Raw genomic sequence first — 23,657 nt, forward strand, 5'->3', positions numbered from 1 at the left:
TTTCTCCTCACTGATTGCCGGTCGCGGCGCGGACCAGCGCTTCGGCGCTCAGTGCCTCGCGCTCGAATATGCCGGCGGCCAGGCCTTCGCGCATCACCATCACCCGGTCGGACATGCCGAGGATTTCGGGAAGCTCCGACGAGACCATGATGATCGACAGGCCTTCGGCGGCGAGTTCGCCGATGAAGGCGTGCACTGCGGCCTTGGAGCCGATATCGATGCCCTTGGTCGGCTCGTCGAGAATGATCACCTTCGGCTGCGTCGCCAGCCACTTACCGATGACGACCTTCTGCTGGTTGCCGCCGGAGAGCGTGCCGACCGGGACCGAAAGGGCAGCGGCGCGCAGGTCCAGCCGCTCGGCATATTTTCGTGCCAGCGCCAGTTCGTTGGCAGCCTTCAGGAAGCCGGAGCGCGATGTTTTGCCGAGCGATGGCAGCGACATGTTCTGAAAAATAGGCATGGGCAGCGCTAGGCCGTGGCGGCCGCGTTCCTCCGGCACGTAGACGATGCCGGCGCGGATCGCATCGCCCGAGGAGCGGATTTCGAGTGATTTGCCTTCCAGCACCAGCCGGCCGGAGGAGGGCCGGGTCACACCGAACAGCGACTGGCAGAGTTCCGAGCGGCCGGCGCCGATCAGGCCATAAAGCCCGAGGATTTCACCGCGGCGAAGCTCGAAGGAAATGTCGCGGAATTCGGTCGGGTGGCAGTAGTTCTCGACGCGGAAGACCGGCGCGCCGATCCTGACTTCGACCTTGGGGAAAACGTCCTTGACGTCGCGGCCGACCATCAGCCGGACGATCTCGTCCTGCGGCGTCTGCTTCAACCGGCCCTGGCCGACGGCGCGGCCATCGCGAAAAACCACGAAATTCTCGGCGATCTCGTAGACCTCGTCGAACTTGTGGCTGATGAAGAGGATCGCCTTGCCCTGCCGCTTCAGGCCTTCGACGATGCGGAAGAGGTCGTCGATCTCCTTGCGGGAAAGGGCGGCCGTCGGCTCGTCCATGATGACGATGCGCGCCTCGACCGACAGCGCCCGGGCGATTGCCACGAGATGGCGCTGGGCGATCGAGAGGTCGCGCAGGCGGATCGTCGGATCGATCTCGCTTTCGAGCTGCAGCATGAGGGCCTTGGCGCCGGAATTGATCCTGCGCCAGTCGATCGTGCCGAACCGGGTGCGCGGCGCATGGCCGAGAAAGATGTTTTCCGCGACGCTCAACTCGTCGAAAAGCACGGTTTCCTGATGGATGGCGGTGACGCCCGCATCGATCGCTGCCTGCGCGCTCGTGAACGCGGTGGGTACGCCGTCGATCAGGATCTCGCCCTCGTTCGGGCGGTAGATGCCGGTCAGGATCTTGACGAGTGTCGACTTGCCGGCGCCGTTTTCGCCGATCAGTGCCGTCACCTGGCCGGGATAAAGCTTGATGCTGACCCCATCCAGGGCTTTGACGCCCGGAAAGATCTGGCTGATGCCGCGCATTTCCAGGATCGGCATTGCTTCCGTCGTCGGTGCCGGTTGGGGCGATCGGTCTTGAATTTTCGTTACGCCGTTCATCAGCACATTTCCGACAGATCATGAGATATACGCGGCCGTTTAGCTATGGCGCGGCAAACATCTTCTCCCCAGCGGGGAGAAGATGCCGGCAGGCGGTTGAGGGGGCGCTCGCGCCTGCCGGCAAGTGGAGTTCTCCAGATCAGAAGATCTTGGAGAACTCATCGATGTTCTTGGCATTATAGACGAACGGGTCGGCCATGGCGGCTTCGCCATTGTCGCCCACCTTGATCGAGCCCATGCGACCGGCCTTGATGGCCGAACCGGGCTTGGCGTCGGTATCGCCCTTGACGAGATGGTAGGCGATCTGGGTGGCCGAATAACCGAGGTCGATCGGGTTCCAGATGGCGAATTCCTTGGTCGCGCCGGACTTGATGGCACCGGCCATTTCGGACGGCAGACCAAGGCCGGTCACGTAGACCTTGCCGATCATGCCCGCATCCTTGACGGCCTGCGAGGCGGCGAGCACACCGACAGTGGTCGGGGCGACGATGACCTTGACGTCCGGCTGCGATTTCAGGAGGCCCTGCGCTTCGCGGTAGGACTTGTCGGCGAGGTCGTCACCATAGACTGTCGTGACGAGGTTCAGGCCGGGGAAATCCTTGAGCTGCTTCTTCATTTCGGCGATCCAGGTGTTCTGGTTCGTCGAAGTGGTGGTGGCCGAAAGGATGGCGAAACCGCCCTTGCCACCTTCCAGGTGGTTCTTGGCGAGCGTCAGGCACATCTTACCGATCAGGTCGTTGGAAGACGGGTTCAAGTGCATGATGCGGCCTTCCTTGGCCACCGCCGAATCCCAGGAAATGACCTTGATGCCGCGCTGGGCGGCCTTCTTGAGCGCCGGAATAACGGCATCCGGATCGTTGGCGGAGATGGCAATCGCATCCACGCCTTGAGCGATCAGCGAGTTGATCACTTCGATCTGGCCTTCGGCCGTCGTGGAGGTCGGGCCGGTATAGATGACCTGGACGCCGCCGAGTTCCTTGGCAGCTTCCTGCGCGCCCTTGTTGGCCGCCTCGAAGAAGCCGTTGCCGAGTGATTTCACGACGAGCGCGATCTTCATGTCGGCGGCACTTGCCGCCGTCGTCATTGCGGCGAAGGCAAGTGCCACGCCAAGGGCGAGTTTCTTTGCAAGTTTCATGGTTGGTCCTCCCAGTTGATAGTTCAAACTTTCTACCGCCGGTCGCTCCTCATGCGGCCGACGAAGAATCCTCCTTGGCGATGTCCGCAGCTGCGGCGGCACCGGCGATAATCAGTTTGACGCCGGCGTCCTCGATCATCCGTGCGGCGTCGTCGGTCACGCCGTCATCGGTGATGACGGTCGTCACCCGGTCGAGCGGGCAGAGAATGAGGCTCGATCGGCGCGAAAACTTCGACGAATCCACCATGACGATCAGTTCCTCGGCCTGGTGCATGAGCTTCTGCTCGCTCTGGATCACCAGCGCGTCGGCTTCCATCACGCCGAGCGGGCCAACGCCCTGCGCACCGATGAACATGCGCCGGGCATAGAAATTGCGGATCGCGTCATTGTCGAAGGGCGACAGGATCAGGCTCTGCTCGCGGTAGATCGCACCGCCCGGTATCGTCACCGTGTTCTTCGAATGCTTGACCAGATGTTCGGCGATGGCAAACGAATTGGTCATCACCTGCAGGCGCCGCGCCGACATGAAATGCACCATCTGGAACGTGGTCGTGCCGCCGTTGATGATGACGCTGTCGCCTTCATCGCAAAGTTCGACGGCGCGGCGGGCGATTGCGCGCTTCTTGTCGATATTGACCGATTCCGACACCCGGAACGAGCGGGCGGCAAGCTGGCCGATCTGCGGCGGATGCATGGCTTCCGCCCCGCCCCGGACACGCCGGAGCTTGCCCTGAACGTGCAGCGAAGCGATGTCGCGCCGGATCGTCGCTTCCGAAGCCTCGGTCAATTCGGCGATATCCTGCACCGTGATGACGGGCTTTTCCTGGATGGCGCTCAAGATGATGCGATGGCGTTCACGTTCGTGCATGGGCTCCTCCTGAGCGACAACTATTGCTGGAAAATTTATGATGTCAATCAGAAACGCTCAAATTCGCTTTTATTGCGCTGCACAATGAAAGTTTATGATCGTTTGTGATTGACAGAAGGCGCGGCAATGCGCGATACCCACAACAGGGAGATGGCGGCCGCCTCGTCGCTGTGAGCCGAAACACGTTGGGAGGACAAGCGATGTCGGGCCAAACCCGCCTTCTCGAAAACCGTTGGGATGATGTTCAAGCTGCCAAGCTCGATGAGCCCGGCAAGCTGCTCTATCGCTCCAATCTTCTCGGTGCCGACAAGCGCATCACCAATTACGGCGGCGGCAATACCTCGGCCAAGGTGATGGAAACCGATCCGCTGACCGGCGAAAAAGTGAAGGTCATGTGGGTGAAGGGGTCGGGCGGCGATGTCGGCACGATTAAGCTCGATGGTTTCGCCACCCTCTACATGGACAAGCTGGAAGCGCTGAAGGGGCTCTACAAGGGCGTCGAGGACGAAGACCGCATGGTCGGCTTCCTGCCGCACTGCACCTTCAACCTCAATCCGCGCGCCGCCTCGATCGATACGCCGCTGCACGGTTTCGTGCCGTTCACGCATGTCGACCACATGCACCCGGATGCGATCATCGCGATCGCGGCCTCCAGGAACTCGAAGGAGCTGACGCAGCTGATCTTCGGTGCCGAGATCGGCTGGCTGCCCTGGCGGCGGCCGGGTTTCCAGCTCGGGCTCGATCTCGAAGCGTTCGTCAAGGCTAACCCGAATGCCAAGGGCGTCGTGCTGGAAAGTCACGGCCTGTTCACCTGGGCAGACGACGCCAAGGCCTGCTACGAGCTGACGCTCGACATCATCAACAAGGCGATCGAATGGTTCGCTCGCGAGACCGAAGGCAAGATGATCTTCGGCGGTGCGGCAACGAAGAGCCTGCCTGGGCCGGAACGCCGGGCGATCGTCGCAAAGCTGATGCCGGAAATCCGCGGCCGGATCGGCAAGGTGGAGCGCAAGCTCGGCCATTTCGATGACCAGGACGCCGTGCTGGAATTCGTCAATTCCAAGCACCTGAAGCCGCTCGGCGCGCTCGGCACATCCTGCCCGGACCATTTTCTGCGCACAAAGATCCGCCCTTTGATCGTCGATTTCGATCCAGCCAAGCCGGATGTCGATGCGGTGATTGCTGGGCTTGACAAGGCGCTCGAAGATTATCGTGCCGATTACACGCGTTATTACGAGACCTGCAAACACGGCAATTCGCCTGCGATGCGCGACCCGAACCCGGTCATCTTTCTGATTCCCGGCGTCGGCCTGCTGTCGTTTGCGCGTGACAAGGCGACCGCCCGGATTGCCGGTGAATTCTACGTCAACGCCATCAACGTGATGCGCGGGGCGTCCACGGTCTCCGAATATCAGGGCCTGCCGGAGCAGGAGGCCTTCGACATCGAATACTGGCTGCTCGAAGAGGCCAAGCTGCAGCGCATGCCGAAGCCGAAGAGCCTTGCCGGGCAGGTGGCCTTCGTCACCGGCGGCGCCGGTGGCATCGGGCGGGCGACCGCGGCCAGGCTGATGGGCGAGGGTGCCTGCGTGGTGCTTGCCGATATCGACGGCGGCGCGCTCGACACGACCAAAGCCGATTTCGAAAAATCCTTCGGCAAGGATGCGGTGCGCGGGGTCCTGCTCGACGTGACGACCGAGCATGCGGTGATCACCGCGTTTGCCGAGGCCTGCGTGGAATTCGGCGGCGTCGATATACTGGTCTCGAATGCCGGGATCGCTTCTTCTGCGCCGATCGAGGAAACCACGCTTGCCATGTGGAGCAAGAATATCGACATTCTGGCGACCGGTTATTTTCTTGTTTCGCGTGAGGCATTCCGGTTGTTCCGCCGCCAGAAGCTCGGTGGCAATGTCGTCTTCGTGGCGTCCAAGAACGGGCTTGCCTCATCGCCGAACGCATCGGCCTATTGCACCGCCAAGGCAGCCGAAATCCATCTCGCCCGCTGCCTGGCGCTGGAAGGTGCCGAGGCCGGCATCCGCGTCAATACGGTCAATCCGGACGCTGTGCTGCGCGGCTCGAAGATCTGGAACGGCGAATGGCGCGAACAGCGGGCGGCCTCGTCCAAGATCGAGGTGGACGACCTGGAGGAGCATTACCGCAAGCGGTCGCTGCTCAAGCTCAATGTCTTCCCGGAGGATATTGCGGAGGCGATCTATTTCCTCGCCAGCGATGCGTCTGCCAAGTCGACAGGCAATATCATCAACGTGGATGCCGGCAACGCGCAGAGCTTTACGCGGTAAGGTACTCTCTTCTCCTCAGTGGGGAGAAGATGTCCGTCAGGACAGATGAGGGGGAGGAGCGTAGCGACGCCTTGAGCGACAAGCGAAAGGCATGACCTGCTGCGAAGGCCCCCTCATCCGACCCTTCGGGCCACCTTCTCCCCGCTGGGGAGAAGAGACAAAGATCAGATGGGAGGACCGAATGGTCGAGTTAAAAATCGCCGCGGATGTGATCGCCGCCGAAAACGGTAAGCGTTCAGCAGCGCTCAAATCCGATTATGACGCGCTCGGGGAAAACCTGTCGCGGCGCGGCATCGATATCGAAACGATCACCAGCGAGGTCGAAAAATTCTTTGTCGCCGTGCCGTCCTGGGGTGTCGGTACCGGCGGCACGCGTTTCGCCCGGTTTCCGGGGCAGGGCGAGCCGCGGGGTATTTTCGACAAGCTCGATGATTGCGCCGTCATTCACCAGCTGACGCGGGCTACGCCCACCGTTTCGCTGCATATCCCCTGGGACAAGGCGGATGCCAAGGAGTTGCGCGCCAAGGGCGATGCGCTGGGCCTCGGCTTCGATGCGATGAACTCCAATACCTTTTCCGATGCGCCGGGGCAGGCGCATTCCTACAAATACGGCTCGCTCAGCCATACGGACGCAGCGACGCGCGCCCAGGCGATCGAGCACAATCTCGAATGTATCGACATCGGCAAGGCAATCGGTTCCAAGGCGCTGACGGTGTGGATCGGCGACGGCTCGAACTTTCCGGGCCAGAGCCATTTCACGCGGGTGTTCGAGCGTTATCTCGCCTCCATGGCTGAGATCTACAATGCACTGCCGGACGATTGGCGGCTGTTTTCCGAGCACAAGATGTACGAGCCGGCCTTCTATTCGACGGTGGTGCAGGACTGGGGCACGAACTACCTGATCGCCAATACGCTGGGACCGAAAGCCTTCTGCCTCGTCGATCTCGGGCACCACGCGCCGAACACCAATATCGAAATGATCGTCGCCCGCCTGATCCAGTTCGGAAAGCTCGGCGGCTTCCACTTCAACGATTCCAAATATGGCGACGACGACCTCGATGCCGGTGCGATCGAGCCCTACCGCCTCTTCCTGGTCTTCAACGAACTGGTCGATACCGAGCATCGCGGGATCAAGGATTTCCGCCCGGCGCATATGATCGACCAGTCGCACAACGTCACCGATCCGATCGAAAGCCTGATTTCCAGCGCCAACGAGATCCGCCGCGCCTATGCCCAGGCATTGCTGGTCGATCGGACAGCGCTTGACGGGTTCCAGCAGGACAACGATGCGCTGATGGCGTCGGAAACCTTGAAGCGCGCCTATCGCACCGATGTGGAGCCTATCCTTGCCGAAGCCCGTCGCCGTGCAGGCGGAGCGATCGATCCGGTCGCGGCCTATCGCACCAGCGGCTACCGTGAAAAGGTCGCGCTCGAACGCCCGGTTTCGATCAGCGGCGGCGGTGGGATCATCTGATCTCTCCGACCTGCAATGACGCCGGCGGATGAGTCCCGCCGGCGGTCAATTCTCGTGATCCGGTCGAATGAACGGATCAGGTATTCCGACCGATCGCGCGCTCCATGCGGCTGAGGCCTTCCTCAAGCAGCGTGCGCGGGCATCCGAAATTGACGCGGACGAAGTTGCCATAGGCTTTGCCGAATTCCGATCCGGCATTGAAACCGACTTTGCCGTGCTCCAAGAAATAGCTCTGGGCGTCCGGCTTCAGGCCGAGTTCCGTGCAGTCGAGCCAGGCGAGGAAAGTGCCCTCTGACTTGATGAGCTTGATCTTGGGGAAGCGGCGCGCGATTTCGGCCGACAGGTAGTCGCGATTGGCCTCGATATAGGCAAGCATCCGGGTCTTCCAGTCGCCTGCCTTCGAGAAGGCGGCGAGCGTCGCCTCGAGGCCGATGATATTGGCGTTGTCGACCATTCCGAGCCGCGCCTGGTTGAATTTCTCGCGGATCGTCTTGTTGCCGACAATCGCGAAGGCGGTCTTGAGGCCGGCGATATTGTAGGTCTTGCTGGCGGCCATCAGGGTGATCGTGCGGTTCGCCGCATCTTCCGAAAGCGTGGCGATCGGCACGTGGCGGCGGCCGTCGAACAGGAGGTCGCAATGGATTTCGTCGGAGATGATCAGCGTATCGTTCTGACGGCAGAGGTCGGCGATCGTCTTCAGTTCGTCCGTCGTGAATACCTTGCCTGTCGGGTTCTGCGGGTTGCAGAAGAGTAGCGCCTTTGATTTCGCGAGTTCCGCCGCCAGAACGTCGGTGTCCATCACATGACCTTCGGCGGTCGGCAAAAGCGGCGCTTCGCGGCGGACAAGGTTCCAGTCCGCCGGAGCTTCGAGGATGGGCCGATAGACCGGCGGCTGAACCAGCACGCCGTCGCCGGGCTCGAGCATCGCGTGCAGCGCCATGTTGAAACCTGGAACGACGCCCGGCAGGAATACGATCTCGTCCGGCGAGACCGTCCAGCCGTATTTTTCCTGCATGTCGGCGACGATCCGGGCGCGCAATTCGTCGCGGGCGACGCCGTAGCCGAGCATCGGATGTTCGAGCCGGTTGCGGATGGCGTCGACGATCTCCGGTGCCGCGGGGAAGTCCATATCGGCGACCCACATGGGCAGCACGTCGTCCGGATACTTGCTCCACTTCGAGCTGCCGGTGCCCCGGCGTTCGTGCACCGCATCGAAATCGGTCATGCTCTCAAAATCCCCTTTTGTCATTCTGCCGGTCAATCGATCGGCCATCCTCATTTCGACGCCTGCCGCGAACCGGGCAAAGCGCAAAACCAGACCCGTTGTCCCCAACCGGCCGCGCGCCTGTCAACGCCTTTCTTTGCGTAACCGGCGCGCGCGGCGCCTGGGGCGCGTTCCGCCGAGGGGGCGGCGGCCTGTTTCGGGAATGGGGATGACGCGGATCGATCCGGCGGAAGCTCAGGCGCGGATCAGGATATGCGCTTCCATAGCCGCTTCGACGAAGGCCTTCCTGGCTTCTTCCGGCTTGCGTTTTCCGGCATCCACCGCGGCGCAGGCCTCAAGCGCCCGGTCGAGGGCCGTGCCATCCTCCACCGGCCAGTCTTCGATCATCGCCCATGCCGCGGCCTGCGTCGTTTCGATCGCGGTTTCGGCCAGCGGCTCGCCGATCGATATGACGACCGGCTTGTTCCAAGGCGTATTCATTCTGTTCGGCTTCCCGTCTCGTCCATGCCGGTCTCATAGACCGATTTGACTGCCGTGGCGAGGGTCGGCAGTCGGCGATGCGAGAAAGAAGGAGGCTGCTCTATCTAGAGCAAGCCGCGGGCAGCGAGGTTCTTCATCAGCGCCGAGATGCCGAAGCTCCAGGGAGGGCATTCGGTCGAGAGGCGTACCGTGTTGCGCAGCGTGCCGAGGCCCGGAGAGGAGATCTCGACGATGTCGCCGATCTTGTGGGTGAAGCCCTGGTTCGGCACGTCGCGATCCTCGGTCGGTGCAAACAGCGTGCCGAGAAACAGCATGAAGCCGTCGGGATACTGATGATGCTGGCCGCATGTATGCTTGACGAGATCGAGCGGGTCGCGGCTGATCTGCGACATCGAGCTCTTGCCGTTGAGCACATATCCCTCCGGCCCGGTCACACGCAGGTCGAGTTCGGCATTGCGGACATCGTCCAATCCGTAACCCTCATCGAAGAGGCGGATAAAAGGCCCGATGGAGCAGGAGGCATTGTTGTCCTTCGCCTTGCCGAGCAGAAGCGCCGAGCGGCCCTCGACGTCGCGCAGGTTGACGTCGTTGCCGAGCGTCGCCCCCTTGATCTCGCCCTGGCTGTCGACCGCCAGCACGATTTCCGGCTCCGGATTGTTCCAGGTCGATACGGGATGGAGGCCGACATCCGCACCCCAGCCCACCGAGGCCAGCACCGGCGCCTTGGTGAAGACTTCAGCATCCGGGCCGATCCCGACCTCCAGATACTGCGACCACATGCCCTCCCTGATCAGCGCTTCCTTGACCTTCGCGGATTGGGGCGAGCCAGCCTTCAGGTCCTTGAGGCTGCCGCCGATGATCGTGCTGACGGTCTGCCGGATGGCGGCCGCCCTGTCCGGATTGCCGGCGGCCTTCTCCTCGATGACGCGCTCGATCATCGATTGCGCGAACGTCACGCCGCAGGCCTTGATCGCCTGGAGATCGACGGGCGCCAGCAGATGGGGACGCGACGGATCGGGCCTGCCCGTGCTGTTCCCGGCAAGGTCTTCCAACGTGCCGATGACCGGGCCAGCGGCGTTTCGGACAAATTCCGCAACATCGGCGCGCTCCAGAAGCGCGCTGAGGGTCGGCGCTTGCCTGCTGGTGATATCGACCAGGGCACCGTCACGCAGCGTGACGACGCTCGGCCCCGAAACGGCAGGATTCCAGACGCGGCCGACAAAAAGCCCGTTGGCAAACGTATCGATGAGATTGTCGGTCATGCTGGTGTATCTCCTCCCGTTAGATGTGGCCGAATGGGCCACTCTATCTTGGCTTGTTCTTCCGCTTGGCGCGAAGCGCGGTTTCAGTTCGCAGCCAAGGCTGTGTGTTTTCGCTGTCGAAGACGCGTTCGTCCAGCCCTAGGCGACGAATTAGATCGAGATTCGTGGGGCGCTGGCGCGTCGCACTGCGGATCGAGGATCTTCCCAAACCACCTCGGCTGAAACCTCTCGGCGTTGGAGCTGCAAATCCCGTTCTCAGCGGTCGCCGCCGCTCGTCTCTACCTCCCCATTGACAGGGCGGGCGTGTTCTATATTCTGTTATAAAAGTCTATATAACATAATTGTGGAACATGAACGGGAGACTATCATGAAGCTGAAGCTTGCATTCCTTGTTGCAACGGCGCTCGTCGCCACGCCGTCATTTCTGATGGCGCAGGAGAAGGGCGGCGTCATCAACGTCGCGACCATCGGCGAGCCGCCGACGCTCGATCCGATGACCTCGACGGCCGACCTTGTTGGTATCGTCACGCAGCACATTTTCGAGACGCTCTATACATTCAACAAGAAGTGGGATGTCACACCGCTTCTGGCGGAAAGCCTGCCGGAGGTGAGTGCCGACGGCAAGACCTATACGATCAAGCTGCGCACCGGCATCAAATTCCATGACGGCAGCGACATGACCTCGGAAGACGTGGTCGCCTCGCTCACCCGCTGGACCAAGCTCGCCTCGCGCGGCAAGCAGGCCGTCGGCTTCATCGACACCATTTCCGCCGCAGATCCGGCAACCGTAACGATCAAACTTAAGCAGCCCTATGCGCCGCTCGTCTCGTTGCTCGCCTTCAACAACTCTGCCGCGATCATCATCCCGGCGGAAAAGCAGGCCGATACGATGACCGATTTCATCGGTACCGGCCCCTATATGCTGAAGGAGCGCAAGGCTGACCAGTATATCCAGCTCGCCCGCTTCAAGGACTACAAGCCGCGTTCGGGTGAGAGTGACGGTTATGGCGGCGCACGCCACCAGTATCTCGATGAGATCCGCTTCGTGCCGGTTCCGGACCCGAACACCCGCGTGGAAGCTGCCGTTTCCGGCCAGTACGACTATATCGACTCGCTGCCGGTCGAATCCTTCGACAAGCTGAAGGCCTCGAAGGCCAGCCAGCCGCTGCTCCTGAAGCCGTTCGGTTATCCGGTCTTCGTCTTCAACACCGCAGAAGGGGCTGCCAAGAGTCTCGCGGTCCGCAAGGCGATCCGCCAGGCGCTCAACATGGAAGACATGCTGGCCGCCGCCTTCGGCAGCAAGGATTTCTACGCGCTCGACGGTAATATCTACCCGGCTTCCTTCACCTGGAGCACGGATGCCGGCGTGAAGGGCAACTACAACGTCGCCGACCCTGAAGGCGCTGCCAAGGCGGCGAAGGCCGCGGGTTATGACGGCAAGCCGATCCGCATCCTGACCAGCCGCCAATACGAATTCCACTACAAGATGGCGCAGGTCGCCGCCGAGTATCTGAAGCTTGCCGGCTTTGCGGTCGACATGCAGGTGGTCGACTGGGCGACGCTCACCCAGCGCCGCACCGACAAGGCGCTCTGGGACATCTACATCACCCACAGCCCCTTCCTGCCGGAACCGGCACTGATCGGTTCGCTGGCGCCGAGCTCGCCGGGCTGGTGGGATACGCCTGCCAGAAAGGCGGCCGTGGATGCCTTCTCGGCAGAGTCGGATCCGAAGAAGCGCGTCGAACTCTGGGCCAATGTCCAGAAGGCCCTGTATGACGAAGCGCCTTTCATGAAGATCGGCGATTTCAACGCAGTCTCCGCCATCTCCACCAAGCTTCAGGGCGTCGATCCGGCTCCGTGGCCATATTTCTGGAACGCGTCGATCAAGAAGTAGCAGTGGGCCGGTAATAATGATCGCGGCGGCAAACTCACACTCCCTCATCCCTGTGCTTGCCACAGGGATCCAGCCATGGCGCGTCTGCGCCGTGAGTGACTTGAATTCCCTCAATGAGTCTTTTGCGCCCAAAGACTTGGGCGCGCTGGATTCCTGTGACGAGCACAGGAATGAGGGAGAGGTTTTTGCCGCCGCGTACCTTTTTCAACAGAACGCAGCAAACAGGGCCATGCCCGTATGATACGCTATATCCTTCAACGCCTTGCCGGCATGATCGTGGTGATGTTTCTCGTCGTCACGATCGTCTTCGTGATCGTTCGCGTGACGCCCGGCGATCCGGCCGCGGTCATGCTCGGTCCCGATGCCACGGCCCAGGACGTCGCCGAACTGCGCACGCGCCTCGGCCTCGATCAGTCGATCGGCGTCCAATATGTCTTCTATATCGGCCAGCTTCTGAGGGGCGACCTCGGCCAGTCGATCTTTCTCAACATGCCGGTGACGTCGGCGCTTCTCGACCGCGCCGAACCGACTTTCTTCCTGACGATCTTCTCGCTGGCGATCGCAAGCGTCATCGCGCTGCCGATCGGCATCTATGCCGCCTATCGGCGCGGGTCCTTCATCGACCAGGCGGCTACGATGGTGGCGATGCTGGCTGCCAGTATTCCAAGCTTCTGGCTCGGTCTCATCCTCATGCAGTTCTTCGCGGTGCGCCTTAATATCTTTCCGGTTTCCGGTTACGGCGGACCGGGCGCGAGTTTTGCCGAGCGCATGTATCACCTGACATTGCCAGCCTTCGCGCTCGGCCTCGTTTCCTCGGCGCTGATCCTGCGGTTCACCCGCGCCTCGATGCTCGACGTGCTCGGCGACGACTATATCCGAACCGCCCGTGCAAAAGGGCTGATCGAGCGTCGGGTCGTGTTGAAACATGCATTGAAGAACGCGCTGATCCCGATCCTTACCGTGCTGGGCTTGACCGCTGCCGTGCTGATTTCCGGCGCCGTGGTCACCGAAACCGTGTTCGGCCTGCCGGGCGTCGGCAATCTGGTGGTCTCGGCGGTGCTGCGGCGTGACTATCCCGTCATCCAGGGTGCGCTGCTGGTCATCGCCGCCCTCTACGTCCTGATCAATTTCGCGATCGACATGCTCTATCTGCTGGTCGATCCAAGGGTGCGCTACTGATGGCGGAAATTGTCACCACCAAGCCGGCAACGAGCGAGGGCGCCAAGTTCTTCCGCCGTTTCCTGAAACGCAAGACGGTCGCGCTCGGGCTGGTCGTCATCGTGATCTTCGTCCTGCTGGCGGTTCTCGCCCCGTGGATCGCGCCCTATTCGCCCTCGAAACTGTCGATCGTCAACCGGCTGAAGCCGCCGAGCGAGATCTACTGGTTCGGCACCGACGAGTTCGGCCGCGATATCTTCTCGCGCACCATCTATGCCGCGCGGCTGTCGCTGCTGGTCGGGGCGGCGGTCGTCACCCTTTCGGCGATCATCGGCGTGACCCTCGGGTTGCTTGCCGGCTTCTTCCAGAGGCTTGATACCCCGATTGCCAGGCTGATCGATGCGATGATGGCATTCCCGGACATCCTGCTTGCCATCGCGCTGGTTGCCGCACTCGGGCCATCGCTGGTGACTGTGATCATCGCCTTGTCGATCGTCTATTCGCCGCGGCTCGCCCGCATCGTCCGGGCCTCGACTCTGGTGATCCGCGAACTGCCTTACGTGGAGGCGGCGAAGGCGCTGGGTATCTCGACCTTCCACATCATGACGCGGCACGTGCTGCGCAACCTCATATCGCCGATCCTGGTGCAGGGCACGTTCCTGTTTGCCAGCGCCATGCTCGCCGAAGCCGGGCTTTCCTTCCTCGGCCTCGGCGTCAGCCCCGAAATTCCCACCTGGGGAACGATGATTGCCAGCGGGCGCCAATATATCGGCCAGGCCGACTGGATGACCTATTTTCCGGGCTTTGCCATCATTCTTTCCGTTCTGTCGCTGCAGATGGTCGGCGACGGATTGCGGGACATGCTCGATCCAAGACTTCGAAAGGACCTGTAAATGACCGGTGAAACAGCGGGCCAGCCGCTCCTCCTCACCAATGTGAAGCCGATGGCTTTCGGCGGGAATGCTTCCTCCGGCACGACTGACATCCTCGTCGGTGCCGACGGGAAAATAACAGCCATAGGCCCGTCACTTGCAGCACCTGCTGATGCGCTCCGGGTCGACGGCAAGGGCGCCTTCATCTCGCCCGGCTGGATCGACCTGCATGTGCATATCTGGCATGGCGGCACCGATATCTCGATCCGTCCGTCCGAATGCGGCGCCGAGCGCGGCGTGACGACGCTGGTCGACGCGGGTTCTGCCGGCGAAGCCAATTTCCACGGTTTTCGCGAATATATCATCGAGCCGTCCAGGGAGCGCATCAAGGCGTTCCTGAACCTCGGCTCGATCGGTCTCGTCGCCTGCAATCGCGTCGCCGAATTGCGCGATATTCGCGATATCGACCTCGACCGCATCCTCGAATGTTACGCGGAAAACAAGGAGCATATCGTCGGCATCAAGGTGCGGGCGAGCCATGTGATCACCGGTTCCTGGGGCGTCACGCCGGTGAAGCTCGGCAAGAAGATCGCCAAGATCCTCAAGGTTCCGATGATGGTGCATGTCGGCGAGCCGCCGGCGCTCTATGACGAGGTGCTTGAAATCCTCGGCCCCGGCGACGTCGTCACCCATTGCTTCAACGGCAAGGCCGGTTCGAGCATTATGGAAGACGAGGACCTCTACAATCTTGCCGAACGCTGCGCCGGCGAGGGCATCCGCCTCGACATCGGCCATGGCGGCGCGTCGTTCTCCTTCAAGGTGGCGGAAGCGGCGATCGCCCGCGGCCTGCTGCCCTATTCGATCTCGACCGACCTGCACGGCCATTCGATGAATTTTCCGGTCTGGGACTTGGCGACGACCATGTCCAAGCTGCTGTCGGTCGGCATGCCGTTCGACAAGGTGGTGGAAGCGGTCACCCATCACCCGGCTTCGGTCATCAAGCTCTCCATGGAAAACCGGCTGTCGGTCGGCGAACGCGCCGATTTCACCATCTTCGATCTCATCGACGCCGATCTCGAAGCGACCGATTCCAATGGCGACGTCTCGCGCCTGCAGAAGCTGTTCGAGCCGCGTTACGCGGTCATCGGTTCGGAGGCCATCACCGCCAGCCGCTATATCCCGCGGGCCCGCAAGCTCGTCCGCCACAGCCACGGTTACTCGTGGCGCTGAGGCGTTTCTTGAAATCGCATGACAGGAGTTGACGTGAATACGTCTTCAGCAAAGGCCGCTCCCGCGGCACAGACACCTTACGATCGGCTGATCGCGCTCGGCATCAAGCTGCCGCCGCCGCCGCCGCCGATCGCCAATTTCGTCACGCATGTCCGCGAAGGCAACATGCTCTACCTCTCCGGCCAGGGGCCACGCGAGGCGGATGGCCATCTCCATGCCGGCAAGGTGGGTGCCGATGTCAGCGTCGATCTCGCCTATCAACATGCGCGGCTGGTGGGCATCAACCTGCTGGCGGTCATGCACGAGGCGCTCGGCGACCTTTCAAGGGTGAAGCGGGTTGTGAAACTGCTTGGCATGGTCAATGCCGTGCCGGACTTCGAGGACCATCCGAGCGTCATCAACGGTTGCTCGGACCTCTTTATTGCGGTGTTCGGCGATGCGGGCCAGCATGCCCGTTCGGCGGTCGGTTTCGGCTCGCTGCCGGGCAATATCACCGTCGAGATCGAGGCGATCGTCTCGCTGAACGACTGAGGAGGTAGGTCAGTGGTTGCGCCAACCCATCAGCTTCTCGATCCGCTGGGCGGAAGCACGGACGTGCTCCGTATAGTGGTTCCCGTCGGACACGACTTTCTGTTCCGGCAGCACGATGGAAATGGTGGCGACGCATTCACCGCTCCGGTCGCAGACCGGCGAGGCGATGCAGGCAACCGCATAGTCGGACTCCGCCACCTGGATGGACAGCCGCTCCTCGAAGGCCTTGCCGGCCGAGTCGGACAGCGTGCGGGCGTCGATCTCGGCGCGGCCGGTCGGCGAGGTGCGGGCGCAGCGCTTGAAAAGCTCGATCCGCTCGGCCTCCGGCAGATGCCCGACGAGAAGCCGGCCGGATGCCGTCCAGTTGAGCGGCACGCGGGTGCCGACACGGGACGCGACCTGGTAATGGCTCGGGCCGTCCGCCATGGCGAGCACCAGCATGTAATCGCCATCGCGGCCGCAGACCTGCACGGTTTCGCCCGCCTGCCGGCAGAGATCGTGCATTTCGTGGGTGGCGACGCTCATGAAATCGAGCGATCGAGCATAAGCGAGGCCGTAGTGGTAGAGGCGGGCGCCGAGCCAGATCGAACCGTCGGCATTGCGGGCGAGCATGTTCTTTTCGACCAGATCGTCGATGATCACATAAACGGTCGACAGCGGCGCCTTGACCGCCTTGGCGATCGCATAGGCGCCGGACGGCGCACCCGTTTCGTAGAGATAATCGATCACCTGCAGCGCGCGGTCGATACCGCTCACGCGCGACCGGCGCGCGCCCTTGGCTTCCGTTTCCACCTGGGAACCGGCCTCACTGGAGAGGTCTGCAGATGATGTCTTTGCGTCCAACTCAACGCTCCTCGTGTCATTTCGAGAGGCTATTACATTATTATGGCATAGCTGTCGATGGCAATTCGCCACTGGCCGCCACTTTGGAGAACCACAATGTCCGATGATATCCGCACCCAGATCGGCCTCCGCCCGGTCATCAACGTTTCCGGCACGATGACCAGCCTCGGGGCGTCGATTGTCGTTCCCGAAGCGATCCAGGCGATGGCAGCTATCCTGCCGCAGTTCGTGGAGATCAACGATCTGCAGCGCAAGGCAAGCGCGATCATCGCCCGGTTGACCGGCGGTGAAGCGGGCTTCGTGACGGCCTCCTGCTCCTCAGGCATCAGCCTCGCAGTCGCGGGCGCCATTACCGGCAACAACCTGCTGGCAATCGAGAAACTGCCGGACACGGTGTCGGACAAGAACGAAGTACTCGTGCAGATGGGCCATGTGGTGAGCTATGGCGCACCGGTGGACCAGGCGATCCGGCTTGCCGGCGGCAAGGTCGTGCTGGTCGGCCAGGCGACCTCGACGCATCGCTACCACATGGAAAATGCGATCACCGAGAAGACGGCTGCCGCCGTCTATGTCGTCTCGCATCACGTGGTCGACTACGGTCTGCTCAACCTCGTCGAGTTCGTGGAGATCGCCCATGCGAAGGGCGTGCCGGTCATCGTGGACGCGGCTTCCGAATATGACCTCAAGCTCTTCCTGGCACAGGGTGCGGATATCGTCCTTTATTCCGGCCACAAGTTCCTCGGCGGCCCGACTTCGGGCATCGTCGCGGGCAAGAAAGAACTGGTGCGTAGCGCCTTCCTGCAGAACATGGGCATCGGCCGCGGCATGAAGGTCGGCAAGGAAAGCGTCTTCGGCGTCATGGCCGCGTTGGAAGCCTGGGAGAAGCGTGACCATGCGGGTATCCGCGAACGCGAGACGGGCTATCTGAACCTGTGGAAACGGACGCTCGACGGTCGCCCGGGGGTCACCGCCCTGATCGAGCCGGATCCGACCAACAATCCGCTCGACCGTATGCGGGTGATCATCTCCGCGCCGGAAGCGCATATCACAGCCTGGGATCTGGCCGCGGCACTCGGCCGCGGTAACCCGCCGATCATCGTCCGCGACCACGAGGTGGAGCATCACTACTTCTACCTCGACCCGTGCAACCTGCATCCGGGCCAGGAAACTATCGTTGCGGCCCGTCTGACCGAGGAGCTCGACAAGGCGCGCGCCTCCAACGAGATCATCGCCACCCCGATCGAAGAGCGCAGCCGCCACCGTTTCGACGGTGCTCTGCGCTGGCCGGACTGAGGTACAGCCCTCCCCACAAGGGGGAGGGGCTCCACGCACCGCCGACGACAATAAGAAGGGAACGATCATGGCTATTTCGCAAGCGCAAACCGTCCAGTCCGCTCAGCCGGTTCTCTCCGTCGAGAACCTGACCACCTCGTTCAACGTGGATGGCGAGTGGAAGTCGGTCGTGCGTGACGTTTCCTTCACCGTCGCTCCCGGCGAGACCGTGGCGATCGTCGGCGAAAGCGGGTCCGGCAAGAGCGTCACCTCGCTCTCCATCATGCGGCTGTTGCAGGAAGGCACGAGCCGTATCGAGGGCAAGATCATGCTCGGCGGGCGCAATCTTCTGGCGCTTCCGGAACACGAGATGCGCAAGGTGCGCGGCAACGACGTGGCGATGATCTTTCAGGAGCCGATGACGAGCCTCAATCCACTCTTCACCATCGGCGACCAGATTTCCGAGGCACTGGTCTGCCACAAGGCGATGTCGGCGGCGCAAGCGAAGGCCGAGACCATCCGGCTGCTGGAAAAGGTCCGCATTCCGTCGGCCGCCTCGCGCTTCGACGAATATCCGCACCGTTTCTCGGGCGGCATGCGCCAGCGCGTGATGATCGCCATGGCGCTCGCCTCCAAGCCGAAACTGCTGATCGCCGACGAGCCGACGACGGCGCTCGACGTGACGATCCAGGGCCAGATCCTCGATCTCATCAAGATGTTGCAGGACGAGGAGGGGACGTCCGTCCTGTTCATCACCCATGACATGGGCGTGGTGGCCGAAGTCGCCGACCGGACGATCGTCATGTATCGCGGCGAGCAGGTGGAGACGGGCGACACGCCCGACATCTTCCATCGCGGCAAACATCCCTATACGCGGGCGCTGCTCGCCGCCGTCCCGGTGCTCGGCTCAATGCAGAAATACCAGCGGCCGCTGCGTTTTCCGGTGGTCAACACGGCGACCGGGGAATCCGATGTGCAGGTGGAGGTGGCCGATACGGTTGCGGCCAACGACCGGCCCATTCTGGAGGTAAAGAACCTCACCAAGCGTTTCGACATCCATTCCGGCCTGTTCGGTCGTGTCAGCGGCCGTGTCCATGCGGTCGAGAACGTCTCATTCGATCTGCATGCCGGCGAAACGCTGTCGCTGGTCGGCGAAAGCGGCTGCGGCAAGTCGACGACGGGCCGCGCGATCATGCGGTTGATCGAGCCGGATGCCGGTTCGGTCGTCGTCGAGGGTCGCGACGTCCTGGCGCTCGACAAGCGGGAGATGCGCGAGATGCGCAAGTCCGTGCAGATGATCTTCCAGGATCCGTTCGCCTCGCTCAATCCGCGCATGACGATCGGCCAGGCGATCGCCGAGCCCTATCTGGAACACAAGATGGGGACTGCGAAACAGGCGAAGGACGTGGTCGCCGACATGCTGCGCAAGGTTGGCCTGACGCCCGACATGGTGAACCGCTACCCGCACGAATTCTCCGGCGGCCAGCGACAGCGTATCTGCATCGCCCGGGCGCTTGCGCTCGAACCGAAGGTGATCGTCGCCGACGAAAGCGTCTCGGCGCTGGACGTGTCGATCAAGGCGCAGGTCATCAACCTGATGCTCGACCTCCAGCAGAGCCTCAACCTCGCCTTCCTGTTCATCAGCCACGACATGGCGGTGGTGGAGCGGGTCAGCCATCGCGTGGCGGTCATGTATCTCGGCGAGATCGTCGAAATCGGCCCGCGCGCCTCCGTGTTCGGCAATCCGCAGCACGAGTACACGAAGAAACTGATGGCCGCCGTACCGGTGCCTGATCCCGATCGCCGGCGTGAAAAGCGGATCGCCGCCAGCGACGAACTCAAGAGCCCGATCCGCTCCGTGGACTACAAGGTGAATGCGCTCGACTATAAGACCGTTTCACCGGGCCATCTGGTTGCGGTGTAACGGCTGCGGACAATCTCCGCAGCGATCAGTCGATCACCGCCTCGATCAGGAATGGTCCCTTGCGGCTGAGCGCGCCGTCGAACAGCTTGACGAACTCCTCGATCGTCGTCGCGCGGCCGGACTCGACACCGAGACCCTTGGCGAGCGAACACCAATCGAGCTTTGGGGCGTCGAGATCGAGCATCCGCTGAGCATTGCGGCCGTAGGCGTTGACGCCGACATTGGTCATCTCGCCCTGAAGGATGCGGTAGGCGCTGTTGGCGAAGACGATGGTGACGACGTCGAGCTGTTCGCGCGCCTGGGTCCAGAGGCCCTGCACGGTGTACATGCCGCTGCCGTCGGCCTGCATCGCGACCACCTTGCGGTCCGGCGCACCGATCGCGGCACCTGCCGCCAGCGGAATGCCGATGCCGATGGCGCCGCCGGTGATCGGCAGGTGCTCATGCGGCGGTAGCCCCGGTGCCAGGACAGGATACTGGCCGACGGAGGTCAGCCCCTCATCGATGATGACTGCGTTTTCCGGCAGCCGGCGGCCGATCGCGAAGCTGATCGCATCGGGGGTCAGCGCTCCGGTCGGCACCTGAATATCGTTCTGCGCGAACCGGTTGCGGACGAAATCCGCATCCGGCTTGATCCCGAGTGCATCGGCGAGCGTCGCCAGCACGTGGCCAAGATCGTGTTCGTGCTCCGCCAGCTGTATGACCTCGCAGGAGGGGGGCAGGGTGGTGCTCGGTTTTCCGGGATAGGCAAAGAAGGTGACCGGCCGTGGGCCACCGACGCAGATGGCGACCTCGAAATCCTGGAGCGCTTCGAGGGCAAGATCGATTTTATAGGGCACCGGTCTGACGAGCGCGCGTCCGGCGCCGCGGGCGCTGCGGCCCGAGGATGTGGAGAAAAGCGCAGCGCCGGTGGCGGCTGCGATGCGCCCGGCAGTCTCGACCGGCTTTTCCCGGAGGGCCTGGCCGGCGAGTATGAGGACGACACGCTTGCCGCTGCGCAACGCGGCGACGGAGGCTTTCAGGGCTTCGGGATCGATCACCGCCGGGGCGGGGATTGCCGTGGGCGTCAGCGTTTCCGGCGAGACCTCGCCCCAGGCGGCGTCTGCCGGAAGGATCATGGTCGAGACGCCGCGATTGGCGAGTGCGGCGGCATAACCCTCTTCGGTGCAACGGCGGATATCCGTCGCACCGCTCGCGCGTCCGACCCAATGGGACATCGGCCGGGCAAGGCTTTCGATGTCGCTGGTCAGCGGCGCGTCATATTGAAGGTGATAGGAGGCATGGTCGCCGACGACGTTCAGCATCGGTGTGCGGGCGCGGCGGGCATTGTGGAGGTTGGCAAGGCCATTGGCGAGGCCGGGGCCGAGGTGAAGTAGGGTGGCGGCCGGCTTGTCCGCCATGCGGGCATAACCATCGGCAGCACCCGTGACGACGCCTTCCGACAGACCGAGCACGCAGCGCATGGCCGGCTTGCGGTCGAGCGCTGCGACGAAATGCATTTCCGACGTTCCGGGATTGGCAAAGCAGACATCGACACCGTTCACCAGAAGGACGTCACACAGCATATCGGCGCCGTTCATGCGCTTTTCCTTATCTTTGCAGCATGCCCAAGGGCTACCGCGACCAAGAGAAACCGCGGGCCGGATCGATCCCGCGGTCAGCGGCGACGAAGGCTCAAGCGGCTACCGAAGCGGTTGCGTCGGAGAACGCTGCTTCGATCGACGCTTCGAGAATGGCGAGCCCTTCCTCCAGAACGTCCCACTCGATGGTGAGCGGCGGCAGCAAACGGATCACATTGAGGCGTGTCCCGCAAGACAGGAGGATGAGGCCGCGGGCTTCCGCTTCTGCGACGATGCGGTTGGTAAGGGCAGGCGATGCTGTCTTCGACTGGCGATCCTCGACCAGTTCGAACGCGACCATGGCGCCGAGGCCGCGCACGTCACCGATATGCTCCATGCCCTGGCGGGAGGCGATTGCCGTCAGCCGCTCGGTGATCCGGCGGCCGACTTCGGCGGCGCGTTCGCACAACTTCTCATCTTCGATGACGTCGAGCACGGCATTGGCGGCAGCGACGCTCAGCGGATTGCCGGCATAGGTGCCGCCCAGCCCACCCGGATGGGCTGCATTCATGATCTCGGCCCTGCCGGTGACGGCCGAAAGCGGGAAGCCGCCGGCAAGGCCCTTTGCCATGGTGATCATATCCGGCTTCACGCCGGCATGCTCGAAACCGAACATCCTGCCGGTGCGCGCCATGCCCGCCTGGATTTCGTCGGCGATCAGCACGATGCCGTATTTGTCGGCGACTTCGCGAAGGTGGACGAGGAATTCCTTCGGTGCGACGTTGAAGCCGCCTTCGCCCTGGACCGGTTCGACGATGAAGGCCGCGATCCGTTCCGGATCGACGTCGGCTGCAAAGAGCCGATCGAGGCCGGCAATCGCTTCCTCGATCGAGAAACCGAGATAGGGGTTGGGGAAGGGCGCATGATAGATGTCGGCGGGGAAGGGACCGAAATTCTTCTTGTAGGGCATGACCTTGCCGGTCAGGGCCATGCCCAGCATGGTACGGCCGTGGAAGGCGCCTGAAAAGGCGATGACGCCGGCGCGGCCGGTATGGGCGCGAGCGATCTTCACCGCGTTCTCGACCGCCTCGGCGCCGGTCGTTACCAGCATGGTGCGGTTTTCGGCTCCGGTCGGCGCCATCGCGTTCAGCCGCTCGGCGAGCCTGACGTAACCTTCGTAGGGCGCGACATGGAAGCAGGTGTGGGTGAAGTGCTCGGCCTGTTCGGCGACGGCGGCGCATGACGGACGGATGCCGATGGCCGGTATTGTTGACCGCGATGCCGGCGGCGAAATCGATGAAGCGCTTGCCATCGACGTCCCAGAGCTGCGCATTCAAGGCCTTTTCGGCAAAGATGCCTCGGGTTCCGACACCGCCCGCGACGGCGGCTTTCTGGCGGGACTGCAGATCTGCTGAAATGGTCATGACGATATCCCCTGAGGTCGATGACTCAGCTATAGTCTTGCTCATTATTTTGAGCAAGAGAGATTTGAAAAATCAGAGATAGGGCGGCGAGCATGCCGAGATGACGATCGTCTGCCGGTCCGAGAGGTTGCGGAATCGGTGAGGCGTGCGGCTGTCGAAGAGGTAAGCCTCGCCGGCCTTGAGGACGCGGACGTCGCCGCCGACCGTCACTTCCAGCTCGCCCTCGACCACATAGCCGCCCTCCGAGGACGCGTGCTGCAACAGGGTCTCCCCCGTATCCGCATGGGGCCCGTAGATCTCGTGGAGGATCTGCAGGTTATGCGCCCGCGCATCGCCGATCTGGCGGAAGATCAGTGTGCCGTCACCACCTGCAATCGGCGATGCGGCAACCTTCGAAGTCAGGTCGACGAGTTCGTTTTCCGAGAAGAACGGGCCTTTCGGCGGGCTGCGTTCCGGCTCGAAGAAATCGCCCATCCCGACGCCGAGACCGTTCAGGATCTTGCGGAGCGTCGAAACGGACGGGCTGACCTTGTTGGTTTCTACATTCGATATCTGCGCATGCGGCACGCCGGCCCTTTCGGCGAGCTGGCGCTGCGAAAGGCCGGCGGCCGCACGCATGGCGTTGAGGCGTGCACCGATGTCGAACTTTTCATCCATC

At 62.5% G+C, this 23,657-nt stretch carries 18 protein-coding genes and 1 pseudogene; 9 read left to right on the top strand and 10 right to left on the bottom strand.

The window, feature by feature from the left end; translation table 11 throughout:
• Positions 1 to 7 precede the first annotated feature (7 nt).
• The 3 genes from ACZ9EJ_RS00420 to ACZ9EJ_RS00430 all read right to left on the bottom strand — a co-directional run bounded on the left by ACZ9EJ_RS00420 (position 8) and on the right by ACZ9EJ_RS00430 (position 3,555).
• Entirely contained in the window at positions 8 to 1,552 is a 1,545-nt protein-coding gene (locus ACZ9EJ_RS00420) for a sugar ABC transporter ATP-binding protein (RefSeq protein WP_046641660.1), read from the bottom strand.
• Between the two features lie 139 nt (positions 1,553 to 1,691).
• Complete coding sequence (gene rhaS / locus ACZ9EJ_RS00425) at positions 1,692 to 2,687, bottom strand: rhamnose ABC transporter substrate-binding protein (RefSeq protein ID WP_046634870.1); 996 nt, start codon at positions 2,685 to 2,687, stop codon at positions 1,692 to 1,694.
• A gap of 49 nt (positions 2,688 to 2,736) precedes the next feature.
• Complete coding sequence (locus tag ACZ9EJ_RS00430) at positions 2,737 to 3,555, bottom strand: DeoR/GlpR family DNA-binding transcription regulator (protein WP_046634869.1); 819 nt, start codon at positions 3,553 to 3,555, stop codon at positions 2,737 to 2,739.
• A gap of 200 nt (positions 3,556 to 3,755) precedes the next feature.
• On the opposite strand from ACZ9EJ_RS00430, the gene ACZ9EJ_RS00435 reads away from it, so the two are divergent.
• Positions 3,756 to 5,852, top strand: coding sequence for a bifunctional rhamnulose-1-phosphate aldolase/short-chain dehydrogenase (locus ACZ9EJ_RS00435; protein WP_046641659.1), 2,097 nt, complete (start codon positions 3,756 to 3,758; stop codon positions 5,850 to 5,852).
• 181 nt (positions 5,853 to 6,033) lie between these two features.
• Positions 6,034 to 7,326 carry an L-rhamnose catabolism isomerase gene (rhaI, locus tag ACZ9EJ_RS00440; RefSeq protein ID WP_046641658.1) on the top strand — a complete coding sequence of 431 codons (1,293 nt, stop codon included), beginning with the start codon at positions 6,034 to 6,036 and terminating at the stop codon, positions 7,324 to 7,326.
• A 76-nt stretch (positions 7,327 to 7,402) separates the two neighbouring features.
• Here the strand turns inward: rhaI and ACZ9EJ_RS00445 are convergent, their stop codons facing one another.
• The 3 genes from ACZ9EJ_RS00445 to ACZ9EJ_RS00455 all read right to left on the bottom strand — a co-directional run bounded on the left by ACZ9EJ_RS00445 (position 7,403) and on the right by ACZ9EJ_RS00455 (position 10,293).
• Complete coding sequence (locus ACZ9EJ_RS00445; RefSeq protein ID WP_046641657.1) at positions 7,403 to 8,551, bottom strand: MalY/PatB family protein; 1,149 nt, start codon at positions 8,549 to 8,551, stop codon at positions 7,403 to 7,405.
• 234 nt (positions 8,552 to 8,785) lie between these two features.
• Positions 8,786 to 9,031, bottom strand: coding sequence for a DUF982 domain-containing protein (locus ACZ9EJ_RS00450; protein ID WP_046641656.1), 246 nt, complete (start codon positions 9,029 to 9,031; stop codon positions 8,786 to 8,788).
• A gap of 104 nt (positions 9,032 to 9,135) precedes the next feature.
• Positions 9,136 to 10,293: a fumarylacetoacetate hydrolase family protein gene (locus tag ACZ9EJ_RS00455; protein WP_046641655.1), complete on the bottom strand. Its 1,158-nt coding sequence runs from the start codon at positions 10,291 to 10,293 to the stop codon at positions 9,136 to 9,138.
• Between the two features lie 367 nt (positions 10,294 to 10,660).
• Between ACZ9EJ_RS00455 and ACZ9EJ_RS00460 the strand changes: the two genes are divergently transcribed.
• The 5 genes from ACZ9EJ_RS00460 (at position 10,661) to ACZ9EJ_RS00480 (ending at position 15,978) form a co-directional block, all read left to right on the top strand.
• Positions 10,661 to 12,187, top strand: coding sequence for an ABC transporter substrate-binding protein (locus ACZ9EJ_RS00460; RefSeq protein ID WP_046641654.1), 1,527 nt, complete (start codon positions 10,661 to 10,663; stop codon positions 12,185 to 12,187).
• 237 nt (positions 12,188 to 12,424) lie between these two features.
• Entirely contained in the window at positions 12,425 to 13,366 is a 942-nt protein-coding gene (locus ACZ9EJ_RS00465) for an ABC transporter permease (RefSeq protein ID WP_046634854.1), read from the top strand.
• The gene (locus tag ACZ9EJ_RS00470; protein WP_046641652.1) at positions 13,366 to 14,238 is read left to right on the top strand and encodes an ABC transporter permease; all 873 of its coding nucleotides are present in this window, start codon (positions 13,366 to 13,368) and stop codon (positions 14,236 to 14,238) included. The genes ACZ9EJ_RS00465 and ACZ9EJ_RS00470 overlap by 1 nt, the downstream gene beginning before the upstream one ends.
• Positions 14,239 to 15,447: an amidohydrolase/deacetylase family metallohydrolase gene (locus ACZ9EJ_RS00475; RefSeq protein ID WP_046641651.1), complete on the top strand. Its 1,209-nt coding sequence runs from the start codon at positions 14,239 to 14,241 to the stop codon at positions 15,445 to 15,447.
• Positions 15,448 to 15,465: 18 nt separating this feature from the next.
• Positions 15,466 to 15,978 (top strand): RidA family protein, encoded by a 513-nt coding sequence (locus tag ACZ9EJ_RS00480; RefSeq protein ID WP_046634848.1) that lies wholly within the window; start codon positions 15,466 to 15,468, stop codon positions 15,976 to 15,978.
• A 9-nt stretch (positions 15,979 to 15,987) separates the two neighbouring features.
• Here the strand turns inward: ACZ9EJ_RS00480 and ACZ9EJ_RS00485 are convergent, their stop codons facing one another.
• Positions 15,988 to 16,821 carry an IclR family transcriptional regulator gene (locus ACZ9EJ_RS00485; protein WP_046634846.1) on the bottom strand — a complete coding sequence of 278 codons (834 nt, stop codon included), beginning with the start codon at positions 16,819 to 16,821 and terminating at the stop codon, positions 15,988 to 15,990.
• Positions 16,822 to 16,917: 96 nt separating this feature from the next.
• Between ACZ9EJ_RS00485 and ACZ9EJ_RS00490 the strand changes: the two genes are divergently transcribed.
• Both ACZ9EJ_RS00490 and ACZ9EJ_RS00495 read left to right on the top strand, forming a co-directional pair.
• Positions 16,918 to 18,114, top strand: coding sequence for an aminotransferase class V-fold PLP-dependent enzyme (locus ACZ9EJ_RS00490; protein WP_046641650.1), 1,197 nt, complete (start codon positions 16,918 to 16,920; stop codon positions 18,112 to 18,114).
• Between the two features lie 67 nt (positions 18,115 to 18,181).
• On the top strand, positions 18,182 to 20,017 hold the full coding sequence (locus ACZ9EJ_RS00495) for an ABC transporter ATP-binding protein (RefSeq protein WP_046641649.1): 1,836 nt from the start codon (positions 18,182 to 18,184) through the stop codon (positions 20,015 to 20,017).
• A 25-nt stretch (positions 20,018 to 20,042) separates the two neighbouring features.
• Here the strand turns inward: ACZ9EJ_RS00495 and ACZ9EJ_RS00500 are convergent, their stop codons facing one another.
• The 3 genes and pseudogenes from ACZ9EJ_RS00500 to ACZ9EJ_RS00510 all read right to left on the bottom strand — a co-directional run bounded on the left by ACZ9EJ_RS00500 (position 20,043) and on the right by ACZ9EJ_RS00510 (position 23,656).
• The gene (locus ACZ9EJ_RS00500; protein ID WP_046641648.1) at positions 20,043 to 21,596 is read right to left on the bottom strand and encodes an acetolactate synthase large subunit; all 1,554 of its coding nucleotides are present in this window, start codon (positions 21,594 to 21,596) and stop codon (positions 20,043 to 20,045) included.
• 94 nt (positions 21,597 to 21,690) lie between these two features.
• Positions 21,691 to 22,999 (bottom strand): annotated as a pseudogene (gene gabT, locus ACZ9EJ_RS00505) (4-aminobutyrate--2-oxoglutarate transaminase).
• Between the two features lie 72 nt (positions 23,000 to 23,071).
• Positions 23,072 to 23,656, bottom strand: a complete 585-nt coding sequence (locus ACZ9EJ_RS00510) for a cupin domain-containing protein (RefSeq protein ID WP_046641646.1) — start codon at positions 23,654 to 23,656, stop codon at positions 23,072 to 23,074.
• Position 23,657: the final 1 nt, after the last annotated feature.

It is taken from the genome of Neorhizobium sp. USDA 3394 (assembly GCF_056280385.1).